The sequence below is a fragment of the Rhodococcus marinonascens NBRC 14363 genome (genome assembly GCF_001894885.1).
GTDB classification, from domain to species: Bacteria; Actinomycetota; Actinomycetes; order Mycobacteriales; family Mycobacteriaceae; genus Rhodococcus_F; species Rhodococcus_F marinonascens.
Window position 1 is genome coordinate 41617 of record NZ_BCXB01000027.1, and the last position, 19655, is coordinate 61271.

Consider the following 19655-nt stretch of genomic DNA (forward strand, 5'->3'; position numbering starts at 1 on the left):
CTACGCTCCCCGCGTCGATGGTGTCTGTGATGGTCGGCGCCACTGCTCGTGCTCCTCGTCTAAGTGATCCCAGAATTCACCCAGACCTGCCCTGACCCGTTCGACGTCCTCGGCTGTGCCCATGAGTTCGAAGCGGTAGAGGTAGGGAACGTGGCATTTCTGAGAAATGATGTTTCCTGCAAAGCAATAGGATTCACCGAAATTGGTGTTTCCTGCCGCGATCACTGCTCGGATCAGCGACCTGTTGTTCGTGTTGTTGAGAAATCGAATGACAGGCTTCGGGACGTAGCTCGTGTCACGACCTGTCGCGGTTGTTCCGCCACCGTACGTGGGGAGGATCAACACATAGGGTTCATGAACCTCGAAGGTGCCTTCGCGGTCGTGGATGGGTATGCGCGTCGCAGGCAGCCCGAGCCGCTGGACGAATCGGTGCGTGTTCTCCGAGGCGCTGGAGAAGTACACCAGCGATGTCATCGGTTTTCCACCATCTGGACTAGTACTACCGGTTACTGCCGCCTTGGACGGGGTTGCCCTCGGCCTCGGACGGTGCGATCGCCTCGCTTCAAGCAGCGTTGGACGACAGGGTCTTGATCCGGTCGGGGCGAAAACCCGACCAGTGATCGTCACCCGCCACGATCACGGGCGCCTGCAGGTACCCCAGTGCCATGACGTAATCGCGGGCTTCGGGGTCTTCGGTGATGTCGACAACGGAGTACTCGATACCCTCCTTGTCGAGGGCACGGTAAGTGGCATTGCACTGAACGCAAGCGGGCTTTGTGTAGACGGTGATGCTCATTAAGTCCCTCTTTCCACTGCCGAATGGAGCTGACGAAGTGTGTGTTCGGCGCGCACTGAGATTCCTTTACCTGAGATGGTGACAACCCCCACTGGAGATGCTCACCGAGCAAGGTCCCGTTGCGGTCTCCCAGTGCTCAAGACACTACACCTAGTGGCTGACAGAAACACTTAACCCGAGATGTTGTGAGTCACATAGATGAAATTCCCTGGTCTCCATCCCGCAGACCGCAATTTTCGCGTTCACATCGGCGTGTCGCACATCACATTTTTGTAGTGATGCAGGTCATCTCTTCGACCCAGGCTCGTGCACTGAAAACTCAGGGTGCCTACGTCACGTCGGCAGGCCGGTTGGCATCGGCGACTCCGGCGGCCGGCACGTAGTCCGCACAGCCTTGTGCGGCCGGTAACTTGAGCGCATGCCCGACGACTCCCCCGAACGCCCCGACTGGTCGGCGCCCGTGGTGCGCACAAGGAGGGTGACGCCCAACATGCAGAGAATCACCCTCGCGGGCGGAGATCTCAGCCGATTCGAATCCAGTGGGACGCCGGACGAGCGCCTCCTCCTCGCGTTCCCGCCCGACGGCACCGAGAAACGCAGCTACACCGTGCGCCGCTGGGACGCGGATGCCCTGGAGATGGACATCGATTTCGCCGTTCATGCGGGCGGGACGGCGGCGCTCTGGGCAGCGCGAGCGCGGCCGGGCGAGACGCTCGGATTCTCCACCGCCTCAGGTTGGTACGACCCTCCCTCCGACGCGGGATGGCAACTCCTCCTCGCCGACATGGCGGCCCTGCCTGCCGTCAGCCGGATCCTCGAGGAGATGCCGAGTTCGGACCGGGTGCACGTGATCGCAGAAGTCACCACACCCGAGGACCGGCAGAGGCTGGTCACCGATGCAAAGCTGACCGCGACCTGGCTGCACGGGAGCGGCAACGGCGCCGGGAGCAGCCTGCTCGCCGAGGCGGCGCGATCCTGGCCACTGCCCAGCGGGCCAGGCTACGTGTGGTTCGCCGGGGAAGCGAAGGTCTCGCGGGTGGTACGACGCTGGCTGCGGCACGACTTGGGCTGGCCGGCCGATCGCTACGACGTCCTCGGGTACTGGCGCGAGAACAAGGAGGAGTGGGTCGCACGATACGAGGCGGTCCGAGAGCAGATAGAAGCCGCCGCGGACTCTGCCCTGGCAGCGAGTAAAGACTTCGACTCGGTACGGGACGCCGTCGACGCGGCCCTGGATAGGGCCGGACTCTAGCGTCGACGGCGTCCCTCGAGAACCGACCTCAGGCGTCGGCGAACTGCCTGGTGGCGTCCACGAGGCTGGTGACGACCTCGGCAACCTGCTGCGCGACCTCGGAGTTCTCCTTCGGGTGGCGGCCGGCGAACTTGTCGGTGGTCCCGCCGATCGCGAGGGTGACGTCTTCGAGCACCTTGCCACCTGCGATGCAGGCAGCCTTGCGGGTGTCCTCGTGCGCCCACCGGGCACCATTGTTGCTGGGTGAGGCGCTGATGACGGCGACCGGCTTGTCCTTGACGGCACCGGTGCCGTAGGGGCGGGAGATCCAATCAATGGCGTTCTTCAGCACGGCCGGGATGGTGCCGTTGTATTCCGGGGTGACGAGCAACAGGGCGTCGGCTCGACCGGCGGCCTCACGCAGCGCCTCGACGGCCGGAATCGACGCCACGCCGTCAATGTCCTCGTTGTAGAAGGGAACGTCTCCGAGTCCGTCGAAGACGATCACCTCGACGCCCTTCGGGGCGACGGCGACGGCAGTTTCGGCAATCTGCCGATTGACGGAGGCGGCACGCAGGCTGCCGACGAGTGCGAGAACGGTGGTCTTTGACATCTCCTATTTCCTTCGGGGTGTGTGGCATTGGCGGTTCGCCGCCATGTATACCACCCTAAACGGACCACGGTCCACTTATATTCCCGCGGACGGTAAGATGCGTAAATGACCAGCAGGACGCTTCTCCCTCAGATCGGGATCGGCCCTCCCGAACGAGGAGACGCCGCACGCAACCGGCGGCTTCTCCTCGACGCCGCCGCACGTCTGGTCGCCGAACGGGGCGTCGACGCCGTCACGATGGACGCCGTTGCCTGCGCAGCCGGTGTGGGGAAGGGCACCGTGTTCCGGAGGTTCGGCAGCCGGTCGGGGCTCATGCAATCGTTGCTCGACCACACCGAGAAAGAAATGCAGCAGGGGTTCATGTTCGGGCCCCCACCGCTTGGTCCCGGCGCCGACCCAGCCGATCGGCTGATCGCCTTCGGATACGCCCGGATCGCGATGGTAGAGGTGCAGGGCGAGGTGCAACGGGCCGCGGAGAACTCACCCGAAGTCCGGTTCGCGGTCCCCGCCCGGGCCGTCCAGATCGCACACGTGATGTCGCTGCTGCGTGCAGCCGGGGTGGACGGCGACCTGGAACTGCTCGCCTGCTCGCTCCTGGCACCGCTCGAGGCCACCCTCGTCCTCCACCAGATGCGTGACCTCGGAGCGTCGATCGAGCGACTCCAGGCTGCCTGGGAGGATCTGGTCCGACGCGTCACCCGATGTTGAACCTGAAGACACACAACCTGTCTAGCCTGAGGAGAATGCGTACCACCGCCGCCGCCCTCGGACTCTTGACCTTCGCCTCGCTCACCGCGTGCAGCGGTGACGAACAGGCCGTACCGGCGGACCCGACGGGCCGCACCTTCGTCTCCACCTCCGTTGTGGGCGATTCCATTCCGGGTGGCGGGCCACTCGTGCTCGGGTTCTCAGACGCCGGACGTCTCTCGATGGACGCGGGCTGCAACCAGGGAAGCGCCGACGTCGAACTCGCGCACGGGAAGATCGTGGCGGGACCCCTCGTGATGACTGAAATGGCGTGCCCCGGAGAGGCCGCGGGTGCGGATGCCTGGGCAGCACGCTTGTTGGACGCGCAACCGAATTGGACCCTAGACGAGAGCACCGACGGGAGCACCCTGACCCTGACCACCCCCACCACGTCCGTGACGCTGACCGACGAGCAGGTCGCACGACCGGACCGGCCGGTCACCGGGACCACCTGGACAGTGACCGGCCTGATCAGAGCAGGCACGACCACGACGACCCCCGCACTGGATACGGTCGCGCCTCGACTGCTGATCGCCGAGGACGGTTCCGCCTCCGGGTTTGCAGGGTGCAACGAGATGACAGGCACAGCAGACGTGCAAGAAAGCTCGATCACGTTCGGGCCGTGGGCCACGACCAGGATGGCATGTGCACCCGACGTGGCCGACCTCGAGCGTGCGGTACTCGCTGCGTTGAGCGGACGGACGGACTACACCGTCCATTCGGACACGTTGCGCCTGACCCGCGCAGACGGGTCCGGGCTCATACTGCTGGCTTCGGGCTGAGGGGCCGCGGACTAGAGGTCCGCGAGCCAGCGCCCGAGTTCCTTGGCACTCGCATCGATGAGGTCGGGCCAGTCCATTGCCGAGTCGTCTGCCGCGTCGGTGACGTGCCTGACCAGTCGGCACCGCGCGCCGACGTTGGCGCTGGCATACGCGACGGCGAAACCCTCCATGTCGACGAGGTCGGCTCTGGCGGCGAGTACGTCGCGCACCCCGGCGTCCGACACGAACAGGTCCCCGGTCGCGAGAACGGAACCGTCGCCGTCCGGCACGTGAAGGACGTCAGTCACCTCGTGTCCGAACGACCTGAGGACGTCAGCGCTGAAGTCGTGGTTCAGCACAGTCGACGGTGTGAACAGGCCAGTGCGCTGCTCGTGCAACGTGCCGCAAGTGCCTATGCTGACGACGAGAGGCTTGTCCGTGGACGGGTAGTCGGCAAGCGCGGACGCCACCGCCACGGCGGCGGCCACCTTGCCCATACCGGTGATCAGAACCTCGAACTCGGGCGGAACATGCGCTGCTTCGGGCTCGGTCGCAACCACCACAAGAATGTCGGATCGGCTCATAACCGCGACCGTACGCCGCGACCGATATGCACGCTAGCTACAGTTCGGTCATGGCGAATCCACGTGCGCAGATCCTCGAACAGCTCGGTGCCCGGCCCACTATCGACGCGGCGGACGAGATCCGCAGGCGTGTGGGATTTCTGAAGGACTACCTACTGTCCTCCCAGGCCAAGGGATTCGTCCTCGGTATCAGCGGCGGACAGGACAGCACCCTCACCGGTCGCCTCGCCCAACTCGCGGCGACCGAGCTCCGCGAGGAAGGTCACGACGCCGAGTTCGTTGCCGTCCGACTGCCTTACGGCACGCAGGCGGACGAATCGGACGCGCAGATCGCGCTGGGGTTCATCGAACCCGACCGGTCGGTGGTCGTGAATGTGAAACCCGGCGCAGACGCGACGACGAAGGAGTCATCAGAGGCGTTGCGGGACATCCTCGACTACGGGGGTGAGTTGCGCGACTTCGTTCGCGGCAACATCAAGGCCCGCGAGCGGATGGTGATCCAATACTCGATCGCCGGCCAGCTCGGCTACCTCGTCGTCGGCACGGACCACGCCGCCGAGGCGATCACCGGGTTCTTCACCAAGTTCGGCGACGGCGGCGTCGACGTCACTCCGCTCACTGGCCTGTCGAAGCGACAGGGCGCCGCACTGCTCCGCGAACTCGGCGCACCCGAGAGCACGTGGAAGAAGGTTCCGACCGCAGACCTCGAAGACGACAGGCCTGCACTCCCCGACGAGGAGGCGCTCGGTGTGACGTATTCGCAGATCGACGACTACCTCGAGGGCAAGGACGTGCCGGACACCGTCGCGCACAAGCTCGAGACCATGTTCCTGAGCACCCGACACAAACGCACGGTCCCGGTGACACCCCTCGACACCTGGTGGCGGTGACATCATGGTTCAGGCACTAGTAGCTGGCGGCACCGGCGTTGCAGGCAGGCACGTGGTCAAGGAGTTCCTCGCACGCGGGCATTCGGTTCGAGTCCTGAGCCGGCACGGAGGTGCGCCGGGAACACAGATCGAGCACTTCCACGGCGATCTCATCACCGGTGAAGGGCTCGCCGAGGCACTCGACGGCGTCGATGTCCTGGTCGACACCACCGATGGCAAGACCCGCGGTACCCGCGCCGTACTGGAGAGGGGTGCCGAAAATCTGCTCGCCACCGCGGACGGCGCAGGTGTCGGACGCGCCGTCCTACTCTCCATCGTCAACGTCGATCGGGGCGCGTTCACCTACTATCAGGCGAAGCGACAGCAGGAGTTGGTCTACCAGAATTCGCCGATCGACACATGGATCGTGCGGGCCACACAGTTCCACGATTTCATCCCCATGATCGCCGGGCCTGCGAGCCGAACCGGGCTGATTCCCGCTTTCACAAAGACCAGCTTCCAGACCATCGACACCAGAGACGTCGCCCACGCACTGGTCGACGTCGCTCTGTCCACCGAAACGGCACCGCAAGACCCGATCACCATCGGAGGTCCGGAGGTTCGCACGGCCCATGACCTCGCCACGGCGTGGAAGAAGTCCACGGGTACCCACGGGTTCGTGACGAAGATCCGACTTCCGGGGGCGCTGGGCAAATTCCTGCGGGAGGGGTTGAATCTAGTTCCCGACAATGAGTTCGGAACGATCACGTTCGAGCAGTGGCTGGCCGAATCCGCTCGCTGACCACTCATCTAGCCGCCGGCAAAGGGGGGAAGAACATCCACCTGCGCGCCCGCCGTGCGGGACAGATCGCGCGTCAACTCGGAATCCACCAGGAACGCGGCGACCTTGAGGACGCGCTCCATGTCGGGGCCGTACTTGGCCAGTAAGACCGATTTCACCTGGCCGAGATCGGCGGTCACCGGGAGTTCGAGGCTTTCCCTGGTACGTCCAGCGGCATCCGCTGCTGCCGCGAAGTACCGGACCGACACACCCGTCACCGACGTCTCAACCACCGATTGCTCCCATACTGCGTTGCGGCGGCGCGAAGCCGTCCGCGTTGATTCCATGGCCTGCCCACTTGTTCCACATCGCGCCGCGCCACAACTGCGCCAGTTCTTCGTCGCTGGCGCCGCCGCGCAATGCCGCCCTCAGGTCGATCTCGTGATCACTGAACAGGCACGACCGTACCGTTCCCTCGGCGGTGAGCCGGGTGCGGTCGCAATCCGAGCAGAACGATCGAGTGACGGACGCGATGATCCCGACCGTCGCAGGACCGCCGTCCACGAGCCACTCCTCGGCCGGTGCCGAGGGGTCTTCCCTGCCGTGTTCGACCAGCGTGAACCGTTCACAGAGTACGGCCAGCACTCGGTCGGCGGCGACCATGTTGTCGCGCGCCCATTCATGGTCGGCGTCTAGCGGCATCTCCTCGATGAAGCGAAGCGCAACACCCTCATTCAGGCACCACTCCAGTAGATCTGCTGCACCGCTGAGCATTTCGGGCATCAGTACCGCGTTGATCTTCAGCGGCGCCAGCCCGGCTTCTGCTGCGGCACGGATCCCGGCGATCACCGAGGGCAGTCGGTCGCGCCGCGTCAGTCGCGCGAAGTGCTCGCGATCGATCGAGTCGAGGGAGACGTTGATCCGGGACAGACCTGCCTCTGCGAGCTTGTGGGCGCGATGTTCCAACCCGACGGCATTGGTGGTCATCGACAGCGGCACACCGGGAGCGCGTTCGGCGCATCCGGCGATCATCCGCTCGAGGTCGGGGCGCATCAACGGTTCTCCCCCGGTGAACCGCACCTCACGCACACCCAGTCGGTTTACGGCGATATCGACCAGCCGCACGATCTCCGCCGCGGTGAGGAGATTCTGCGCCGGAATGGGGGGTAGGCCTTCCTCGGGCATGCAGTACGTGCAGCGCAGCGAACACTTCTCGGTGATGGAGACGCGCAGATCCCGCGCCACACGACCGAATCGATCGACGAGGTGGTCGACGCCCGGCCTGTCCTCGATCGAAGCCGACGATGGCATGGCTGGGATTCCCATCGCCACCGTCGTCATCGAGTTGCCGTTAACCTCCATCGGTCCAGTATGCCGCGATGGGGTTGTCGGTGTCCGACCGCAGCCTAGGATTGGTGACCATGCCCGGAGGAACATCATGACCGCACGCTCGGTCGAGGATCATGCCCGGCACGTCGCCGCACTCCTCGCCGCACTCCACACGCGATCCGCCGAAGACATTCCTCTCGGCGACGCCCTCGGTCGTGTCCTGGCCGCGGACGTGCATTCGCCTGTCGATCTGCCACTGTTCCGCAATTCTCAGATGGATGGATACGCAGTCGATGCGGCGTCCATCACCGCCGTGCCGGCGTTTCTGCCGGTGCGAGGGGTGATCGCGGCAGGCCCGGTGACTCCTGCCACCCATGTCCCCGGCACCGCCTACCGGATCATGACGGGCGCCCCGATCCCCGACGGTGCCGATGCCGTCGTGCCCGTCGAGGACACAGAGACCGCGGACGGCGAGGTCCGTATCGTTCGTACTCGGGAGGCAGGCGAGTTCGTGCGCGAGCGTGGTAGCGATGTGCAGACGGGCACCCTCCTCCTCGCCGCCGGTCACATCCTCGCGGCCCGGCACATCGCCGTGCTCGCCGCGGTTGGACTACAACGAGTTCCGGTACGTCCCCGTCCTCGTGTCGCCGTCATCACCACCGGCGCCGAACTCGTGGATGCCGGCAGCACACCGAGACCGGGGGAGATATTCGACTCCAACGGCATCGCACTCGCGTCGAGTGTGCGGGCCAACGGCGCCGAGGTGGTCTCGATCACCCGCAGCGGCGACGACACGGCCGAGTTCCGCACCCTCCTCGCCGAGGCAACCACCACGGCCGACCTCGTCCTGACCTCGGGCGGGGTGTCGATGGGCGACTTCGAGGTGGTAAGAGACACCCTCACCCCTCTGGGTGCCGAGTTCGGCCACGTGGCAATGCAACCCGGTGGTCCGCAGGGCACCGCCGTGGTGGACGGAGTTCCGGTGCTGAACTTCCCCGGGAACCCCGTCAGCACACTCGTATCGTTCGAGGTCTTCGCGCGTCCCGAGATCCGCCGCGCGGGGGGACTCCCCCCGACAGAACCCGAGGAGTTGCCGCTCGCCGCGGCCATCACCTCCATACCCGGCAAACGGCAGTTCCTGCGCGCCCGCCGCACCGACGCCGGGGTCGAACTCGTTTCCGGCCCCGGTTCCCATCTCGTCGCCGCCATGGCATGGGCGGACGTCCTCGTCGACGTTCCCGCCAACCTCACCACGCTCGACGCCGGCCAACTCGTGAAGGTGATTCCGCTGTGAGCGAACTGACACACCTCGACAACGAGGGCCGCGCCCGCATGGTCGATGTGAGCGCGAAAGCAGAGACAACCCGGATCGCAGTTGCTGCAGGCCAATTGGTCACCACACCCGAGGTGATTGCACTTGTTCGAGCCGACGACCTTCCCAAGGCCGACGTTCTTGCGACGGCCCGGATCGCCGGGATCTCAGGGGCGAAGAAGACGTCCGAACTGATTCCGCTGTGCCACCAACTGGCGTTGTCCTCGGTGAAGTTGGAGTTCGGCTTCACAGACAACGCAATCACCATGGAAGCCACGGCGAAGACGAAGGGCCCCACCGGCGTCGAGATGGAGGCCCTCACCGCGGTTGCCGTGGCCGGCTTGACCTTGCATGACATGGTCAAGGCCGTCGATCCCGCCGCGACACTGGACGGCGTCCGCCTGCTCACCAAGGATGGCGGCAAACGCGGGCATTGGACGCGCGAGCATCAGAGTTCCGAAATCCCCTCCATCTCAGCGCGATCTGCGGCAGTCCTGGTCGCCTCGACCGGCGGCGCAAAGGGGACGCGAGAAGACACGACCGGCCCGGTCATCGCCGCATGGCTGGAGGAGCGTGGCTTCACCATCCGCGGCCCACTGGTCTACGCCGACGCAGAGATCGCTGCCGGCCTCGACGCCGCATTGTCCGGAAAACCAGCGCTGATCATCAGCACCGGCGGCACCGGGGTCTCACCTACAGATGCCACCCCGGAGGCGACGAGGGCCGTACTCGACCGCGAACTGCCCGGCGTCGCAGACGCCATCCGAAACCGCGGAACCGAAGTGACCCCACACGCCTCGCTCAGCCGCGGGCTCGCCGGTGTGTCGAACGGCACAGTCATCGTGAATCTCCCCGGTTCCCCGGGCGGCGTCAGGGACGGTTTGGCCGTACTCGATCCCCTTGTCGACCACCTCCTCGCTCAGGTCGCGGGTGGAGGCGCGCACGATGCGTGACATTCTCGCCCAGATCTCGGACCAACCTCTCGACCCCACTGCCGTCGACGCCGCCGTGGCGGGGCCTGAACACGGTGCCATTGTGGTGTTCACCGGAGTTGTCCGCAATCACGATGGTGGGCACTCTGTTTCGGCGCTGGAATACCAGGCCCACCCGGAAGCCGAGCGCTTCCTCCGCACCGTCTGCGAGGAGGTGGCGACCTCGACCGGACTACCGGTGGCCGCGGTTCACCGGGTGGGATCTCTCACAATCGGCGACCTGGCGATCGTTGCCGCGGTCGCCGCTCCCCACCGCGCCGCAGCCTTCGCGGCATGCGCCGAACTGGTGGAACGCATCAAAAACGAGGTACCCATCTGGAAGCGCCAGAGGTTCGCCGACGGCGCCTCGGAATGGGTCGGTCTGTGACCGCGTGGTCCGACAATCCGCTCACACCGGGTAGAGTCTCCATTACTAGGTGACCAGAACGGTCACCCAGCGTCGTAGAACGCATTCAGTTCGGTAATCCGAATCCTGTTGGATGTGCATCCGCATCCGCTCTTCTTACGGCGAAGAAGCGTGCCACCCGGTAACGCCGCCAATCTGTGCTCGAGCCCGACGGAGACCTTCCGCATCGGCCTTTGGGCACACCCCTGTGCCCGAAAGGCCTGACTACTTGTCTGACACGACTGCCCCCACCACGACGTTCGCAGCCCTCGGAGTCCGCGAACCGCTGGTACGAGTCCTCGCTGCCAAGGGGATCGCCTCCCCGTTCCCCATCCAGGTCGACACCCTCCCGGATACCCTCGCCGGCCGCGACGTGCTCGGCCGGGGCAAGACGGGCAGCGGTAAGACGCTCGCCTTCTCCATCCCGATGGTGTCCCGCCTCGCCGGTGAACTGTCGGGCGGAAAGCGCCGTCCGGGCCGTCCGGTGGGTCTGGTTCTAGCTCCCACCCGCGAGCTCGCCACGCAGATCACGGCCGTCCTCGAGCCCCTGGCCGCCGCGTACGACCTGAGGGTCACCACCATCTTCGGCGGCGTCTCCCAGAATCGTCAGGTGAGCGCGCTCAAGGCCGGCGTCGACATCGTCGTCGCCTGCCCCGGACGGCTCGAAGACCTGATGAAGCAGAAGTTCGTGAGTCTCGACGCCGTCGAGATCACTGTTCTCGACGAGGCCGACCACATGGCCGACCTCGGCTTCCTGCCCGTCGTCACGCGCATCCTCACGGCGACTCCCCAAAAAGGGCAGCGGTTGCTGTTCTCCGCAACTCTCGACAACGGCGTGGACAAGCTGGTCAAGCGATTCCTCAAGAATGAGGTGCTGCACTCGGTTGATGAGGCGAACTCGCCCGTCGCGGCCATGACGCACCACGTGTTCGATGTCGACGGCGTCGAATCGAAGCGCAAACTCGTCGAGCGCCTGGCTTCCGGCACCGGACGCCGGATCCTGTTCATGCGCACCAAGCATCAGGCCCGCAAGCTTGCTCGTCAGCTCACAGAGTCGGGTATCCCGTCGGTCGACCTGCACGGCAACCTGTCGCAGGCCGCCCGCGACCGCAACCTCGCGTCGTTCTCCGCAGGCGAAGCACGCGTGCTGGTGGCCACCGACGTCGCGGCACGCGGCGTCCACGTCGACGACGTGGAGTTGGTCGTTCACGTCGATCCGCCCGCCGAACACAAGGCGTACCTGCACCGCTCCGGCCGCACGGCCCGCGCGGGCAGCGCCGGCGACGTCGTCACGGTCGTCCTGCCCGAGCAGCGCAAGGACCTTGCCGTCCTGATGCGCAAAGCCGCGATCAAGGTGACACCCGTCCGCAGCACCGCGGACTCCGCGCACGTGCTCGACCTGGTCGGCGACATCGCCGCGCACGTGGCCCCGGCTCCGAAGCCGGTTCCGGCTACGAACGGCGGCGGACGAAGCCGACGACCGGACGGCGCCCAGGGCGGGCGCGCCCACAGTCAGGGTGGAGGGGCTCGTCGGACCCGCCCGGGAGGAGCCGGGCGCACACGTGGAGGCTCGCCCGCGGGCGGTGGAGCCCACACTGCGTCCGCCGGCGGTTCACGGTCCGCCGGCGGTTCACGCCGCCGCCAGGGCTAAAACTTTTCGAGGTGGACGGCGTCGGCCAGCGGCCGGCGCCCCCGCCACCCGAGACGCTCGAGGTCCGGCACCTGCTGGAACTCAGCGACATCACCCACGCATAACCAGGCGATGGGGCGCACCGGCTCGGGGATGCCAAGCAGTTCGGTGAGGTAGGACTCGTCGTAGAACGACACCCACCCGACACCCACACTCTCTGCGGTGGCGGCAAGCCACAGATTCTGGATCGCGAGGACCGCCGAAAACAGCCCGGTGTCGTCGACCGTGTGCCTGCCGAGGATGTGTTCGCCGCCGCGGCTGCGGTCGTAGGTGACAACGACGCCCATTCCGCTCTCACGGATACCCTCGATCTTGATCGGGTCGAACGTCTGCCTGCGCTCGTCGGGCAGCGACCGCGCGAAGCGGAGTCGCGCATCCGCCACATGGTCGGCGAAACGGTCGAGGGTGCGGGGGTCCCGCACGACCACGAAATCCCATGGCTGCGTGTTGCCGACGCTGGGCGCGCAGTGACCGGCACCCAGGACGCGCTCGAGGACGTCCGCCGCGATCGGCATCCCGGTGAACTCGGCTCGCACATCCCGGCGACGACGGATCGCGTCGTAGACGGACAGCCCGGGCTCGACGTTCGATTCAGCACTTCCCGCGGACTCGGTCACGCCGTCACCGTATAGCGATGAACACCCAGCATGGCGCCGGGGTCCGTCTCTTCGCCGGCCGACACGACACAGCCCGCAAGTCGGGTTCGCACGCTCTCGGCTTCGATGTCGACGCCGATGAGAACCAATCGGGTCTTGCGATCTTCACCAGGCTCCCACCTCGTCGACGTGAACCGGATGTGCGGTCCAACGGTCTGCACCTCGAACTTGCGCGACTGTCCGGGGACGGCGAAGTGCACAAACCCCTTGATGCGATAGATCCCGACCGGCCTGGTCTCGAGGAACTCGACGAGGCGCCGCGGGTCGATCGGTGAGACCGAATCGAAATCGACTGCCTCATAGGAGGAATGTAAATGACCGTGGGCGTCGCAGTCGTCGGGCTGATCCAACAGCAGCCGGTCGAGGGTAAGCTGCTCCCCCGCCGCGGGTTCTCGACCGTCCTCGCGGTCGAACAGCAATGTGGGCTCGACCCGCCCGTGTTCGGTGGTCAGCACCGGGACCCGATCGTTGAGGTCGCGGACCATCGCCTGCACGGCAGTTCGGCGATCGTCCTCGATCCGATCCGCCTTGTTGAGAATCACCAGATCGGCGAGGGTCACATGCTTGCCGAGGTCAGGATGCTGCGCCGACATCTCCTCGAACTGCTCGCCGTCGACCATCACGACGAGACCACCGAACATCACGCGCGGGTTCGCGCTACCGAGGACTAGCCGAATCATATTGCGTGGCTCGGCAAGTCCGCTGGCCTCCACGATGATCACATCGATCTGCGACGTCGGATTCGCGAGACGGTCCAGCATCTCGTCCATGTCCGTCACGTCCACGGCGCAGCACATGCAACCGTTGCTCAGCGACACCACGGAGTCGACTTGACCGGCAACCATCATCGAATCGATGTTCACGGCCCCGAAATCGTTGACGATGACGCCGACCCGGACACCGCGATTGTTGCGCAGCACATGGTTGAGCAACGTGGTCTTCCCTGAACCGAGGAACCCAGCAATGATGACGACGGGAATCCGCTTCTTCGCCAACGCCGTAACCTCCGTAGAACCTCGATGAGCTACCGGCCGCTCATACTAGCGCCCGGCGCACGATCCCAGTCAGCCCACCGCGCGCAGGATCGCCGCGTCGACCGCGGTCGACGCAACCATCGGCAGCGCATGGTGGGTGGTTCCGTGGATCGTCGTGACAGTCGCCGCGGGAACCGTCCGCCGCACGTTCTCCCCCACCCGCCCTGCATCGTGCGCCCGGCTACCTCCGGCCAGAATCACCGTGGTGTCGACCGTCAAGCCCTCCAGCGCACGGGCGCTCGGACGTCGCGGCACGACAAGGCCGGTGCGCCCGAAGGTTGCCGCCCCGAGCGTGGTGACGTCGAGCCAGCGTTCGTCGACGCCGACGCCGGCGGCCTCCCAGTCGATGAGGCTCCGTTGCCGCTTTTCGGTCGGCTGAATCAACAACGGCACGGCCCGGAGCAGGTACCTCGGGCTCATTCCCGCAAAGCAGGACGTCGGGTCCAGCAACACCAGGCCATCGACACGGTGGGCATCGTGCAACGCGTATGCCAGTGCGATCATCGCACCGTACGAATGACCGACCACAGTCGCCGAAGCCGACCCGAAGTGGTCGAGTATCTCGTCCAGCCAACCGAACAGTGCGTCAACGGTGCGTAGTGGTGCACCCTCGTTCACGCTACGGCCCACATCACCCATGACGTCGACCGCGTACACCCGGTGCCGCCGAGATAGCGCCTCGATGTTGTTCACCCACACCGTCGACGTCGCGCCGCCACCGGGCAGCAGGAGGATCGGTTCTCCAGACTCCGGCCCACAGACATTGACGCGCGTCGACCCGAAGGGCGTCGGCACGTCGACCGCGGTCACCTCCACAGGCCAGGCGTCCAGCAACGCGTCGTAGGCGTGGAAGAAGTCGTCAGCAATCACAATCCGGCCCTCCTAGAATTATCTTGAATTATCTCGACAATCGAGATACTAGACAATCGAAGGAAGAGCCGCACTAGATTGCATGGCGTGGACCCAAACGAAGGAATACGGACCGTGCACAGACTGCGTGCACTGGCAGTCGAGCTGAATCTGCTCGGCGCCGAGTTCGCGCACATGCACGGGCTCCACACCACCGATCTCCGCGCCCTCATCTGCATCCTGGACGCGGAGCGCGCAGGCCTGGACGCCACGCCCGGCCTGCTCGGCAGTCAACTCGGCATCAACTCGGCGTCCGTGACCGCACTCCTCGATCGCATGGAGAAAGCCGGCCTGATCCGGCGAACCCAGGATCCCGAAGACCGACGGAGATCGTTGCTTGCCGTCACTCCGCGCGCCGTCGAAATCGGCCAGACGTTCTTCGGACCACTCATCACCCGGACCGGGGCCGTTCTCGACAATTTCAACGCCGCCGAAAGAGACGCCATCTCACGGTTTCTCGACGACGTGAACCGTGCGGTCGCCGTCGAACGCCAGGCTGGCAGTCAGCGGACAGACGACTCCGAGTCGAGATCGCGGAGGCGCCGTGCGGGTGAGCCGGCGTAGAGTCCGTTCGGCTCACAGTCCCGGGTGATTACGGTGCCCGCACCGATGACGCATCCTTCGCCCACCGTGACTCCCGGAAGGATGATCGCACCAGCCCCGATCCAGCATCCGTCGCCGATCACGATCGGACGATCAATGACTCGCGCGCCCCGACCGGATGCCGGACCGATCTCGTGGGTGCTCGTAATGAACTGAACTCGATGCCCGACCGCGACCTGCTTGCCGATCGTGATGGGGGCGGTGCCGTCGAACAGGACTTCACGGTTGACGAAGGTCCCGAGCCCCATCCTGATGTCCCGTCCACCGAAGTGGCAGCCCGAGTAGATGCCGGCTCCCCATACCTTCGCGCCCGCCGCCATCAGCAGGAGAATCCTGAGCCACACGGGAACGAACGCCGACGATTGGACGATGGTAACGAAGCGCACGGCGTCACCCTATCTGCCACTGGACGTTTGATGTCCCAGAACCCTCCAGCACCACAACGCTTTTGCACGTCCATCACCGCGCATCGGCGGCCGCCGGGCAGCCACACGGCGGAGTCCGGATCGTCGCGCCACATCGCCGACAGAAATGCGTGCGGTGCCCGCCGTTATTCGACGTCGCACACCCGCATACCTCCCATCCGACGAGGCACGAGTTGGCGGCAAGCTCATGCCCGTTGGGGCATCGACTCGGTGCGATTTCGGTGCTGGGAGCCACACCCCAAATCTACTCAATATCGAATATATGTTCGACATTGCCGCAAAGCGTACGTCTCCCCCAACATTGCCGCCGGCACTGCGGGTACATGCCGGAGGCAGAAGCGTCAGCAGCGGCGAGCTACGAGATGGACCTCAGGGAACCTGCGGTCCGCGTCGGGACGACTGATCGTCCGCCACAGTTCATCAAAGCCTGCCTTCGAGAGCGCTTCGGAGAGACGGCCGGGGTGCCAGAGCCATGCCGGTGCAACAGCGTGATCAAACTCGGAGACCTCGCCCACGCTGTCGGTGGTCTGGCCAGCGACCGCTACGAGTGCGCCGGGCGCCATCCTGGCGGCCGAACCAGCCAGGACGTTTGGAACATCCGATGGCGGTAGGTGAATCAGACTGAATCTCGCCAAGACCGCCGCAACACTTTGTCCGCCGAGATTGGTGGACTCGAGCTGGGCATCGTCGTGGACGAAGCTCAGCTCGGGGTAGTTGCGCCGACATCCAGCACGACGCCCTCGAGCGGGCGTTCTCGTACATGGTCTGCGAAGGCAGCGATGACGTGGCGCTCGAGTGGGGTCTGGTATGGAGTCGGAAATGCCTCGGGGTAGCGATCTGCGACAGCGTCATACCCAGGTTGAATCATCCACGGATTATCCCTAGGTGCAGACCAGGACAAGCCGAAGACTCGGACAACTTTCTTGACGCAAGACGAATCACATATAATTTCCCGGCGACTGATCCTGCTGTCCATCGGCCCGCTCCACCAGGAACCAACTCCCCGGGGCGTAGATCAGCTCCTGGGCGGCACGGACGATGACCAGCGCCCCCGACTCATGGATGCTGTAGGTGTCGTCGTCTCCGAAGTCGGTAACCGCGAAATCTGTCAGTTGGTCGAATGATCGGTGCGTCACGGTGAATACCATGACGCCAGTGTCCCACCCGGACAACGAAATGAACGCGAATGAATGGGCTAAGCCTCCCACTCGCGTCGCGTGCGGGTGGGAAGCTTCTCCCGGAAGGGGAGCCGAGTCCAACGTCCTCCTTGATCTCGAATTCAGCACCGTGAACTGCAGTTCAGGTCGAATCGACGGCGGTCGACACGGCTTTACGGTATGCCGTTTCCCACAGACCAGGTTGTCGTGGCCCCGGTTCACTCCTTGACTTGGTTGATGCGATCCGCTAGCCACTCGCAGTAGGTCCGGGTACTGCCTGGGTAGCGGCGCAGGTGATAGGACGTGTGTTCGCCGGTGAGGTAACCCTTCACGCCCGAAATGGCCCGCGTGTACGCCCGCCACACCTGTGGGATGTTGCGCCAGTCCCGGATGGTCGCCTGCCAGCGTCGCGTCCGGAGCCGATCGAGCAGGTCCGCAGCCCACGCATGCGGGTCAGCGAGGGAGAATGCGGCCGACTGGTCGGCGATGGTGCGTAGAGGCGAGTCGGGTGGGCAGCAGGTAATCACGTCAGAAGGATCGGCAAGCTGCCAAACGGGGAACGTTACCGGGATGATCCGGCGGCCGGCGATGCCCCATCCGCTCGCGGTGGCATTGACGACGTTCATGGGGTGGCGGAACGGGTCCGAAATCAGCCCCACACCGCGCAGGTCCAGTCCGGGGTGATTGCCCCAGCTGATCTCGGCAGCCACGTGGCCGGCCAATACCCCACCGGCCGAGTAACCCACGAGGATGACGGGATTCGGGTCGTCGGCGATGTTGTCGAGCAGCATCTCTCGGCCGGTGCGCAGCGCCTCGTCGAACGAGACACCATGCGGGTCAGGCACCGGCCCGTAGCTGGCTTCCCACGGCACGGCGACGATACGGAACCGCCTCGGGTCCAGGAGTCGAGTGACGTTCGCCAGCATCGGGGACGGGAAGGGCTCACCAACACCCCGGCAGGTAAGCACGGTAATGGTCATCGCTGACCGCCATTGCGGTGGATCGTCCCGCGAAGTGCATCGCCAACCAACAGGGCTGTCACGGCGGAGATCAAGCCGAGGTAGACGCCGTTCGGGTAGTGGCCGAGGTCATCCGCACGAGCCAAGCTGTCAGCCACGACGGCACGAGGGTGTGGGACTTGATCGACAGGTCCTGCTGGACAACGGCATCGGCGGCGACGGTCGCCGACCCCAACATCCCAGACATCTACGGTCAGCCGGGATGACGGACACAGACCCATCGATGCCCGAGGTGATCTACCGTGAGGGCGGGCACACCGGCATCCAGTCGCCGCTCTACTCGCTGAAACCGGATCACATGCTTGGTAGATCTGGTCGACAACTCATCCCCTATCGAACGACTGGTTCCCTCCGAGGCAACCTAGCATGTGAGCAGGACAACAATGAGGCAAAGACGACAGGGGTATTGATAGCTAGCCGCTAGCTAGATACAACATCATCTCAACAGCACTTGGGGACCTTTAGATCCTGCCTAGTGCGGCCCCGATTACTGCGGCGTCCTCTTGTGCACTGCGACGGGCGAATGATTGTCACCGCAAGGGCGAGAATTGACGACACGTGGACGCTCGACGTCGAACACGATAGATCGAACGACGGCTTCGCTGCTCCGTGGTTGTGGACAGATGTTTAGCGTCTGACCTGCGGTTTAGTTCAACTCGGCGGACGTTGACGCGGGTTCACGACCTGCAACTTTCGGGTCACGTGTTGACGACGCCAACAGGGATAACAGCCGGTAGGCGTCTCCTTCGCCAGCACGGCGCCTTTGAACGTCCACCCAATCCACAGACTGGCCGTCCTGACCGACACGCTCCACCGCACGGACATGGCCGTCCACCCGCCCGGGTGGGCGGCCATCCGTCTCTTCCCACCGCCAACAACACTTGGCCATCGTCACAGTCGAGGCCCGGTGGCCTGGCACCGTCCAAGGCTATAGCCTCACGGACCCGCCGGTTGTCGGGCCGTGGCCCTCGGCGCGGATCGCGGCCGCTTCGATCGGTTCCAGCACCCGCCCGGCAGTCCCCAGACAGTCGGGCGCGCCGATCCAGATGGGTGTCCGTTTTGCCCCGTATAGTCCCCGCAATGCAGGGAAGGCTGGTCGGTTTCAATTTGTCGGCGCCCTGCGTGTTGCGCCCGTCGAGATGTCGATACCCATCCGCATCTCCTCATTGGTCGAAGGAGTCTAGTCACGATGTCGCACACCATCATTGACCCGTCCCGCCGCGGAGGCGGCCCGCTTTCGGGATCTCGCAGCCGACGGCGGCGCAAGGCGGGGCTCGTCGCCGCTCTGGCGGCGGGGCTGATGCTCACGACCACCCCGGCCACACAGGCCGACACCGTCACCGCCACCATCGACCTCGGCACGTACCCAACCGGGGTGGCGATCACCCCCGACGGCACCCGCGCCTACGTCGTCACCCAGGGAGGCGACTCGGTGTCGGTCATCGACACCAGCACCGACACCGTCATCGGCGACCCCATCGCGGTCGGAACCAATCCGGGCACGGTGGCAATCACCCCCGACGGCACCCGCGCCTACGTCACCAATGGCGGCGGCGGCTCGGTGTCGGTGATCGACACCGGCACGGACACCGTCATCGGCGACCCTATCGCGATCGGAACCAATCCGGGCACGGTGGCAATCACCCCCGACGGCACCCGCGCCTACGTCACCAACAACCGCCGCAGCGGCTCGGTGTCGGTGATCGACACCAGCACCGACACCGTCATCGGCGACCAAATCCCCGTCGGCGCAAACCCATCC

Annotated in this window: 25 protein-coding genes; 12 read left to right on the plus strand and 13 right to left on the minus strand. The window is 65.2% G+C overall.

Translation table 11 applies throughout. From position 1 onward, the window contains the following. Both nrdI and RM2_RS17895 read right to left on the minus strand, forming a co-directional pair. Positions 1-474 (minus strand): class Ib ribonucleoside-diphosphate reductase assembly flavoprotein NrdI, encoded by a 474-nt coding sequence (gene nrdI, locus RM2_RS17890; protein WP_072690893.1) that lies wholly within the window; start codon positions 472-474, stop codon positions 1-3. A gap of 88 nt (positions 475-562) precedes the next feature. Continuing rightward, the gene (locus tag RM2_RS17895; protein WP_072690894.1) at positions 563-796 is read right to left on the minus strand and encodes a redoxin NrdH; all 234 of its coding nucleotides are present in this window, start codon (positions 794-796) and stop codon (positions 563-565) included. A 418-nt stretch (positions 797-1214) separates the two neighbouring features. Here RM2_RS17895 and RM2_RS17900 point away from each other — a divergent pair, with 418 nt between their 5' ends. Further along, positions 1215-2048 (plus strand): siderophore-interacting protein, encoded by an 834-nt coding sequence (locus RM2_RS17900; protein WP_072690895.1) that lies wholly within the window; start codon positions 1215-1217, stop codon positions 2046-2048. A 28-nt stretch (positions 2049-2076) separates the two neighbouring features. On the opposite strand, the gene RM2_RS17905 is transcribed toward RM2_RS17900, so the two are convergent. Continuing rightward, entirely contained in the window at positions 2077-2640 is a 564-nt protein-coding gene (locus RM2_RS17905) for an NAD(P)H-dependent oxidoreductase (RefSeq protein WP_072690896.1), read from the minus strand. Positions 2641-2745: 105 nt separating this feature from the next. Here RM2_RS17905 and RM2_RS17910 point away from each other — a divergent pair, with 105 nt between their 5' ends. Beyond that, a complete protein-coding gene (locus RM2_RS17910; protein WP_072690897.1) occupies positions 2746-3348 on the plus strand; it encodes a TetR/AcrR family transcriptional regulator in 603 nt (200 codons plus the stop codon). 35 nt (positions 3349-3383) lie between these two features. Next, positions 3384-4169: an META domain-containing protein gene (locus RM2_RS17915; protein WP_072690898.1), complete on the plus strand. Its 786-nt coding sequence runs from the start codon at positions 3384-3386 to the stop codon at positions 4167-4169. A gap of 11 nt (positions 4170-4180) precedes the next feature. Here the strand turns inward: RM2_RS17915 and RM2_RS17920 are convergent, their stop codons facing one another. After that, positions 4181-4732, minus strand: a complete 552-nt coding sequence (locus RM2_RS17920; protein ID WP_072690899.1) for a nucleosidase — start codon at positions 4730-4732, stop codon at positions 4181-4183. A gap of 50 nt (positions 4733-4782) precedes the next feature. On the opposite strand from RM2_RS17920, the gene nadE reads away from it, so the two are divergent. After that, the gene (gene nadE, locus RM2_RS17925) at positions 4783-5622 is read left to right on the plus strand and encodes an NAD(+) synthase (protein WP_072690900.1); all 840 of its coding nucleotides are present in this window, start codon (positions 4783-4785) and stop codon (positions 5620-5622) included. 4 nt (positions 5623-5626) lie between these two features. Next, complete coding sequence (locus RM2_RS17930) at positions 5627-6403, plus strand: SDR family oxidoreductase (RefSeq protein ID WP_072690901.1); 777 nt, start codon at positions 5627-5629, stop codon at positions 6401-6403. Positions 6404-6411: 8 nt separating this feature from the next. Here the strand turns inward: RM2_RS17930 and RM2_RS17935 are convergent, their stop codons facing one another. Together RM2_RS17935 and moaA are read right to left on the minus strand one after the other, a co-directional pair. Further along, a complete protein-coding gene (locus tag RM2_RS17935; protein WP_084721863.1) occupies positions 6412-6660 on the minus strand; it encodes a MoaD/ThiS family protein in 249 nt (82 codons plus the stop codon). A 7-nt stretch (positions 6661-6667) separates the two neighbouring features. After that, complete coding sequence (gene moaA / locus RM2_RS17940; RefSeq protein ID WP_072690918.1) at positions 6668-7723, minus strand: GTP 3',8-cyclase MoaA; 1056 nt, start codon at positions 7721-7723, stop codon at positions 6668-6670. A gap of 97 nt (positions 7724-7820) precedes the next feature. Between moaA and RM2_RS17945 the strand changes: the two genes are divergently transcribed. From RM2_RS17945 to RM2_RS17960, 4 genes are all read left to right on the plus strand, one after another. Then, on the plus strand, positions 7821-9005 hold the full coding sequence (locus RM2_RS17945) for a molybdopterin molybdotransferase MoeA (protein ID WP_072690903.1): 1185 nt from the start codon (positions 7821-7823) through the stop codon (positions 9003-9005). After that, the gene (gene moaCB, locus RM2_RS17950; protein ID WP_072690904.1) at positions 9002-9976 is read left to right on the plus strand and encodes a bifunctional molybdenum cofactor biosynthesis protein MoaC/MoaB; all 975 of its coding nucleotides are present in this window, start codon (positions 9002-9004) and stop codon (positions 9974-9976) included. Before RM2_RS17945 ends, moaCB begins: the two co-directional genes overlap by 4 nt. After that, positions 9969-10382 carry a molybdenum cofactor biosynthesis protein MoaE gene (locus RM2_RS17955; RefSeq protein ID WP_072690919.1) on the plus strand — a complete coding sequence of 138 codons (414 nt, stop codon included), beginning with the start codon at positions 9969-9971 and terminating at the stop codon, positions 10380-10382. Before moaCB ends, RM2_RS17955 begins: the two co-directional genes overlap by 8 nt. 247 nt (positions 10383-10629) lie before the next feature. Then, positions 10630-12051, plus strand: a complete 1422-nt coding sequence (locus RM2_RS17960) for a DEAD/DEAH box helicase (protein WP_072690905.1) — start codon at positions 10630-10632, stop codon at positions 12049-12051. On the opposite strand, the gene bluB is transcribed toward RM2_RS17960, so the two are convergent. From bluB to RM2_RS17975, 3 genes are all read right to left on the minus strand, one after another. Next, positions 12048-12707 (minus strand): 5,6-dimethylbenzimidazole synthase, encoded by a 660-nt coding sequence (gene bluB, locus RM2_RS17965; RefSeq protein WP_072690906.1) that lies wholly within the window; start codon positions 12705-12707, stop codon positions 12048-12050. The genes RM2_RS17960 and bluB overlap by 4 nt on opposite strands. Then, on the minus strand, positions 12704-13741 hold the full coding sequence (locus RM2_RS17970; protein WP_072690907.1) for a CobW family GTP-binding protein: 1038 nt from the start codon (positions 13739-13741) through the stop codon (positions 12704-12706). The genes bluB and RM2_RS17970 overlap by 4 nt, the downstream gene beginning before the upstream one ends. A 69-nt stretch (positions 13742-13810) precedes the next feature. Further along, a complete protein-coding gene (locus RM2_RS17975) occupies positions 13811-14653 on the minus strand; it encodes an alpha/beta fold hydrolase (RefSeq protein ID WP_072690908.1) in 843 nt (280 codons plus the stop codon). Between the two features lie 75 nt (positions 14654-14728). Here RM2_RS17975 and RM2_RS17980 point away from each other — a divergent pair, with 75 nt between their 5' ends. Then, entirely contained in the window at positions 14729-15253 is a 525-nt protein-coding gene (locus RM2_RS17980) for a MarR family winged helix-turn-helix transcriptional regulator (RefSeq protein ID WP_072690909.1), read from the plus strand. Here RM2_RS17980 and RM2_RS17985 read toward each other — a convergent pair. From RM2_RS17985 to RM2_RS18000, 4 genes are all read right to left on the minus strand, one after another. Then, complete coding sequence (locus tag RM2_RS17985; protein ID WP_072690910.1) at positions 15193-15678, minus strand: acyltransferase; 486 nt, start codon at positions 15676-15678, stop codon at positions 15193-15195. The genes RM2_RS17980 and RM2_RS17985 overlap by 61 nt on opposite strands. Before the next feature lie 739 nt (positions 15679-16417). Next, positions 16418-16585: a hypothetical protein gene (locus RM2_RS25790; RefSeq protein WP_307718093.1), complete on the minus strand. Its 168-nt coding sequence runs from the start codon at positions 16583-16585 to the stop codon at positions 16418-16420. Positions 16586-16655: 70 nt separating this feature from the next. Next, positions 16656-16853, minus strand: coding sequence for a hypothetical protein (locus RM2_RS17995; protein WP_245814032.1), 198 nt, complete (start codon positions 16851-16853; stop codon positions 16656-16658). 239 nt (positions 16854-17092) lie between these two features. Then, complete coding sequence (locus RM2_RS18000) at positions 17093-17854, minus strand: alpha/beta fold hydrolase (protein ID WP_072690912.1); 762 nt, start codon at positions 17852-17854, stop codon at positions 17093-17095. A gap of 17 nt (positions 17855-17871) precedes the next feature. Here RM2_RS18000 and RM2_RS24075 point away from each other — a divergent pair, with 17 nt between their 5' ends. Together RM2_RS24075 and RM2_RS18005 are read left to right on the plus strand one after the other, a co-directional pair. Next, positions 17872-18099, plus strand: coding sequence for a hypothetical protein (locus tag RM2_RS24075; RefSeq protein WP_139277822.1), 228 nt, complete (start codon positions 17872-17874; stop codon positions 18097-18099). A gap of 983 nt (positions 18100-19082) precedes the next feature. Continuing rightward, positions 19083-19655 (plus strand): YncE family protein (locus tag RM2_RS18005; RefSeq protein ID WP_373863355.1); only part of this gene is annotated, 573 nt, incomplete at its 3' end.

Coding starts and splice junctions, on each gene's coding strand:
- RM2_RS17920 (WP_072690899.1), bottom strand. CDS start 4,732: ATGAGCCGATCCGACATTCTTGTGGTGGTTGCGACCGAGCCCGAAGCA.
- RM2_RS18000 (WP_072690912.1), bottom strand. CDS start 17,854: ATGACCATTACCGTGCTTACCTGCCGGGGTGTTGGTGAGCCCTTCCCG.
- RM2_RS17910 (WP_072690897.1), top strand. CDS start 2,746: ATGACCAGCAGGACGCTTCTCCCTCAGATCGGGATCGGCCCTCCCGAA.
- RM2_RS17955 (WP_072690919.1), top strand. CDS start 9,969: ATGCGTGACATTCTCGCCCAGATCTCGGACCAACCTCTCGACCCCACT.
- RM2_RS25790 (WP_307718093.1), bottom strand. CDS start 16,585: ATGATTCAACCTGGGTATGACGCTGTCGCAGATCGCTACCCCGAGGCA.
- moaA (WP_072690918.1), bottom strand. CDS start 7,723: ATGACGACGGTGGCGATGGGAATCCCAGCCATGCCATCGTCGGCTTCG.
- nrdI (WP_072690893.1), bottom strand. CDS start 474: ATGACATCGCTGGTGTACTTCTCCAGCGCCTCGGAGAACACGCACCGA.
- RM2_RS17930 (WP_072690901.1), top strand. CDS start 5,627: ATGGTTCAGGCACTAGTAGCTGGCGGCACCGGCGTTGCAGGCAGGCAC.
- RM2_RS17915 (WP_072690898.1), top strand. CDS start 3,384: ATGCGTACCACCGCCGCCGCCCTCGGACTCTTGACCTTCGCCTCGCTC.
- nadE (WP_072690900.1), top strand. CDS start 4,783: ATGGCGAATCCACGTGCGCAGATCCTCGAACAGCTCGGTGCCCGGCCC.
- RM2_RS17905 (WP_072690896.1), bottom strand. CDS start 2,640: ATGTCAAAGACCACCGTTCTCGCACTCGTCGGCAGCCTGCGTGCCGCC.
- RM2_RS17945 (WP_072690903.1), top strand. CDS start 7,821: ATGACCGCACGCTCGGTCGAGGATCATGCCCGGCACGTCGCCGCACTC.
- RM2_RS17900 (WP_072690895.1), top strand. CDS start 1,215: ATGCCCGACGACTCCCCCGAACGCCCCGACTGGTCGGCGCCCGTGGTG.
- RM2_RS17895 (WP_072690894.1), bottom strand. CDS start 796: ATGAGCATCACCGTCTACACAAAGCCCGCTTGCGTTCAGTGCAATGCC.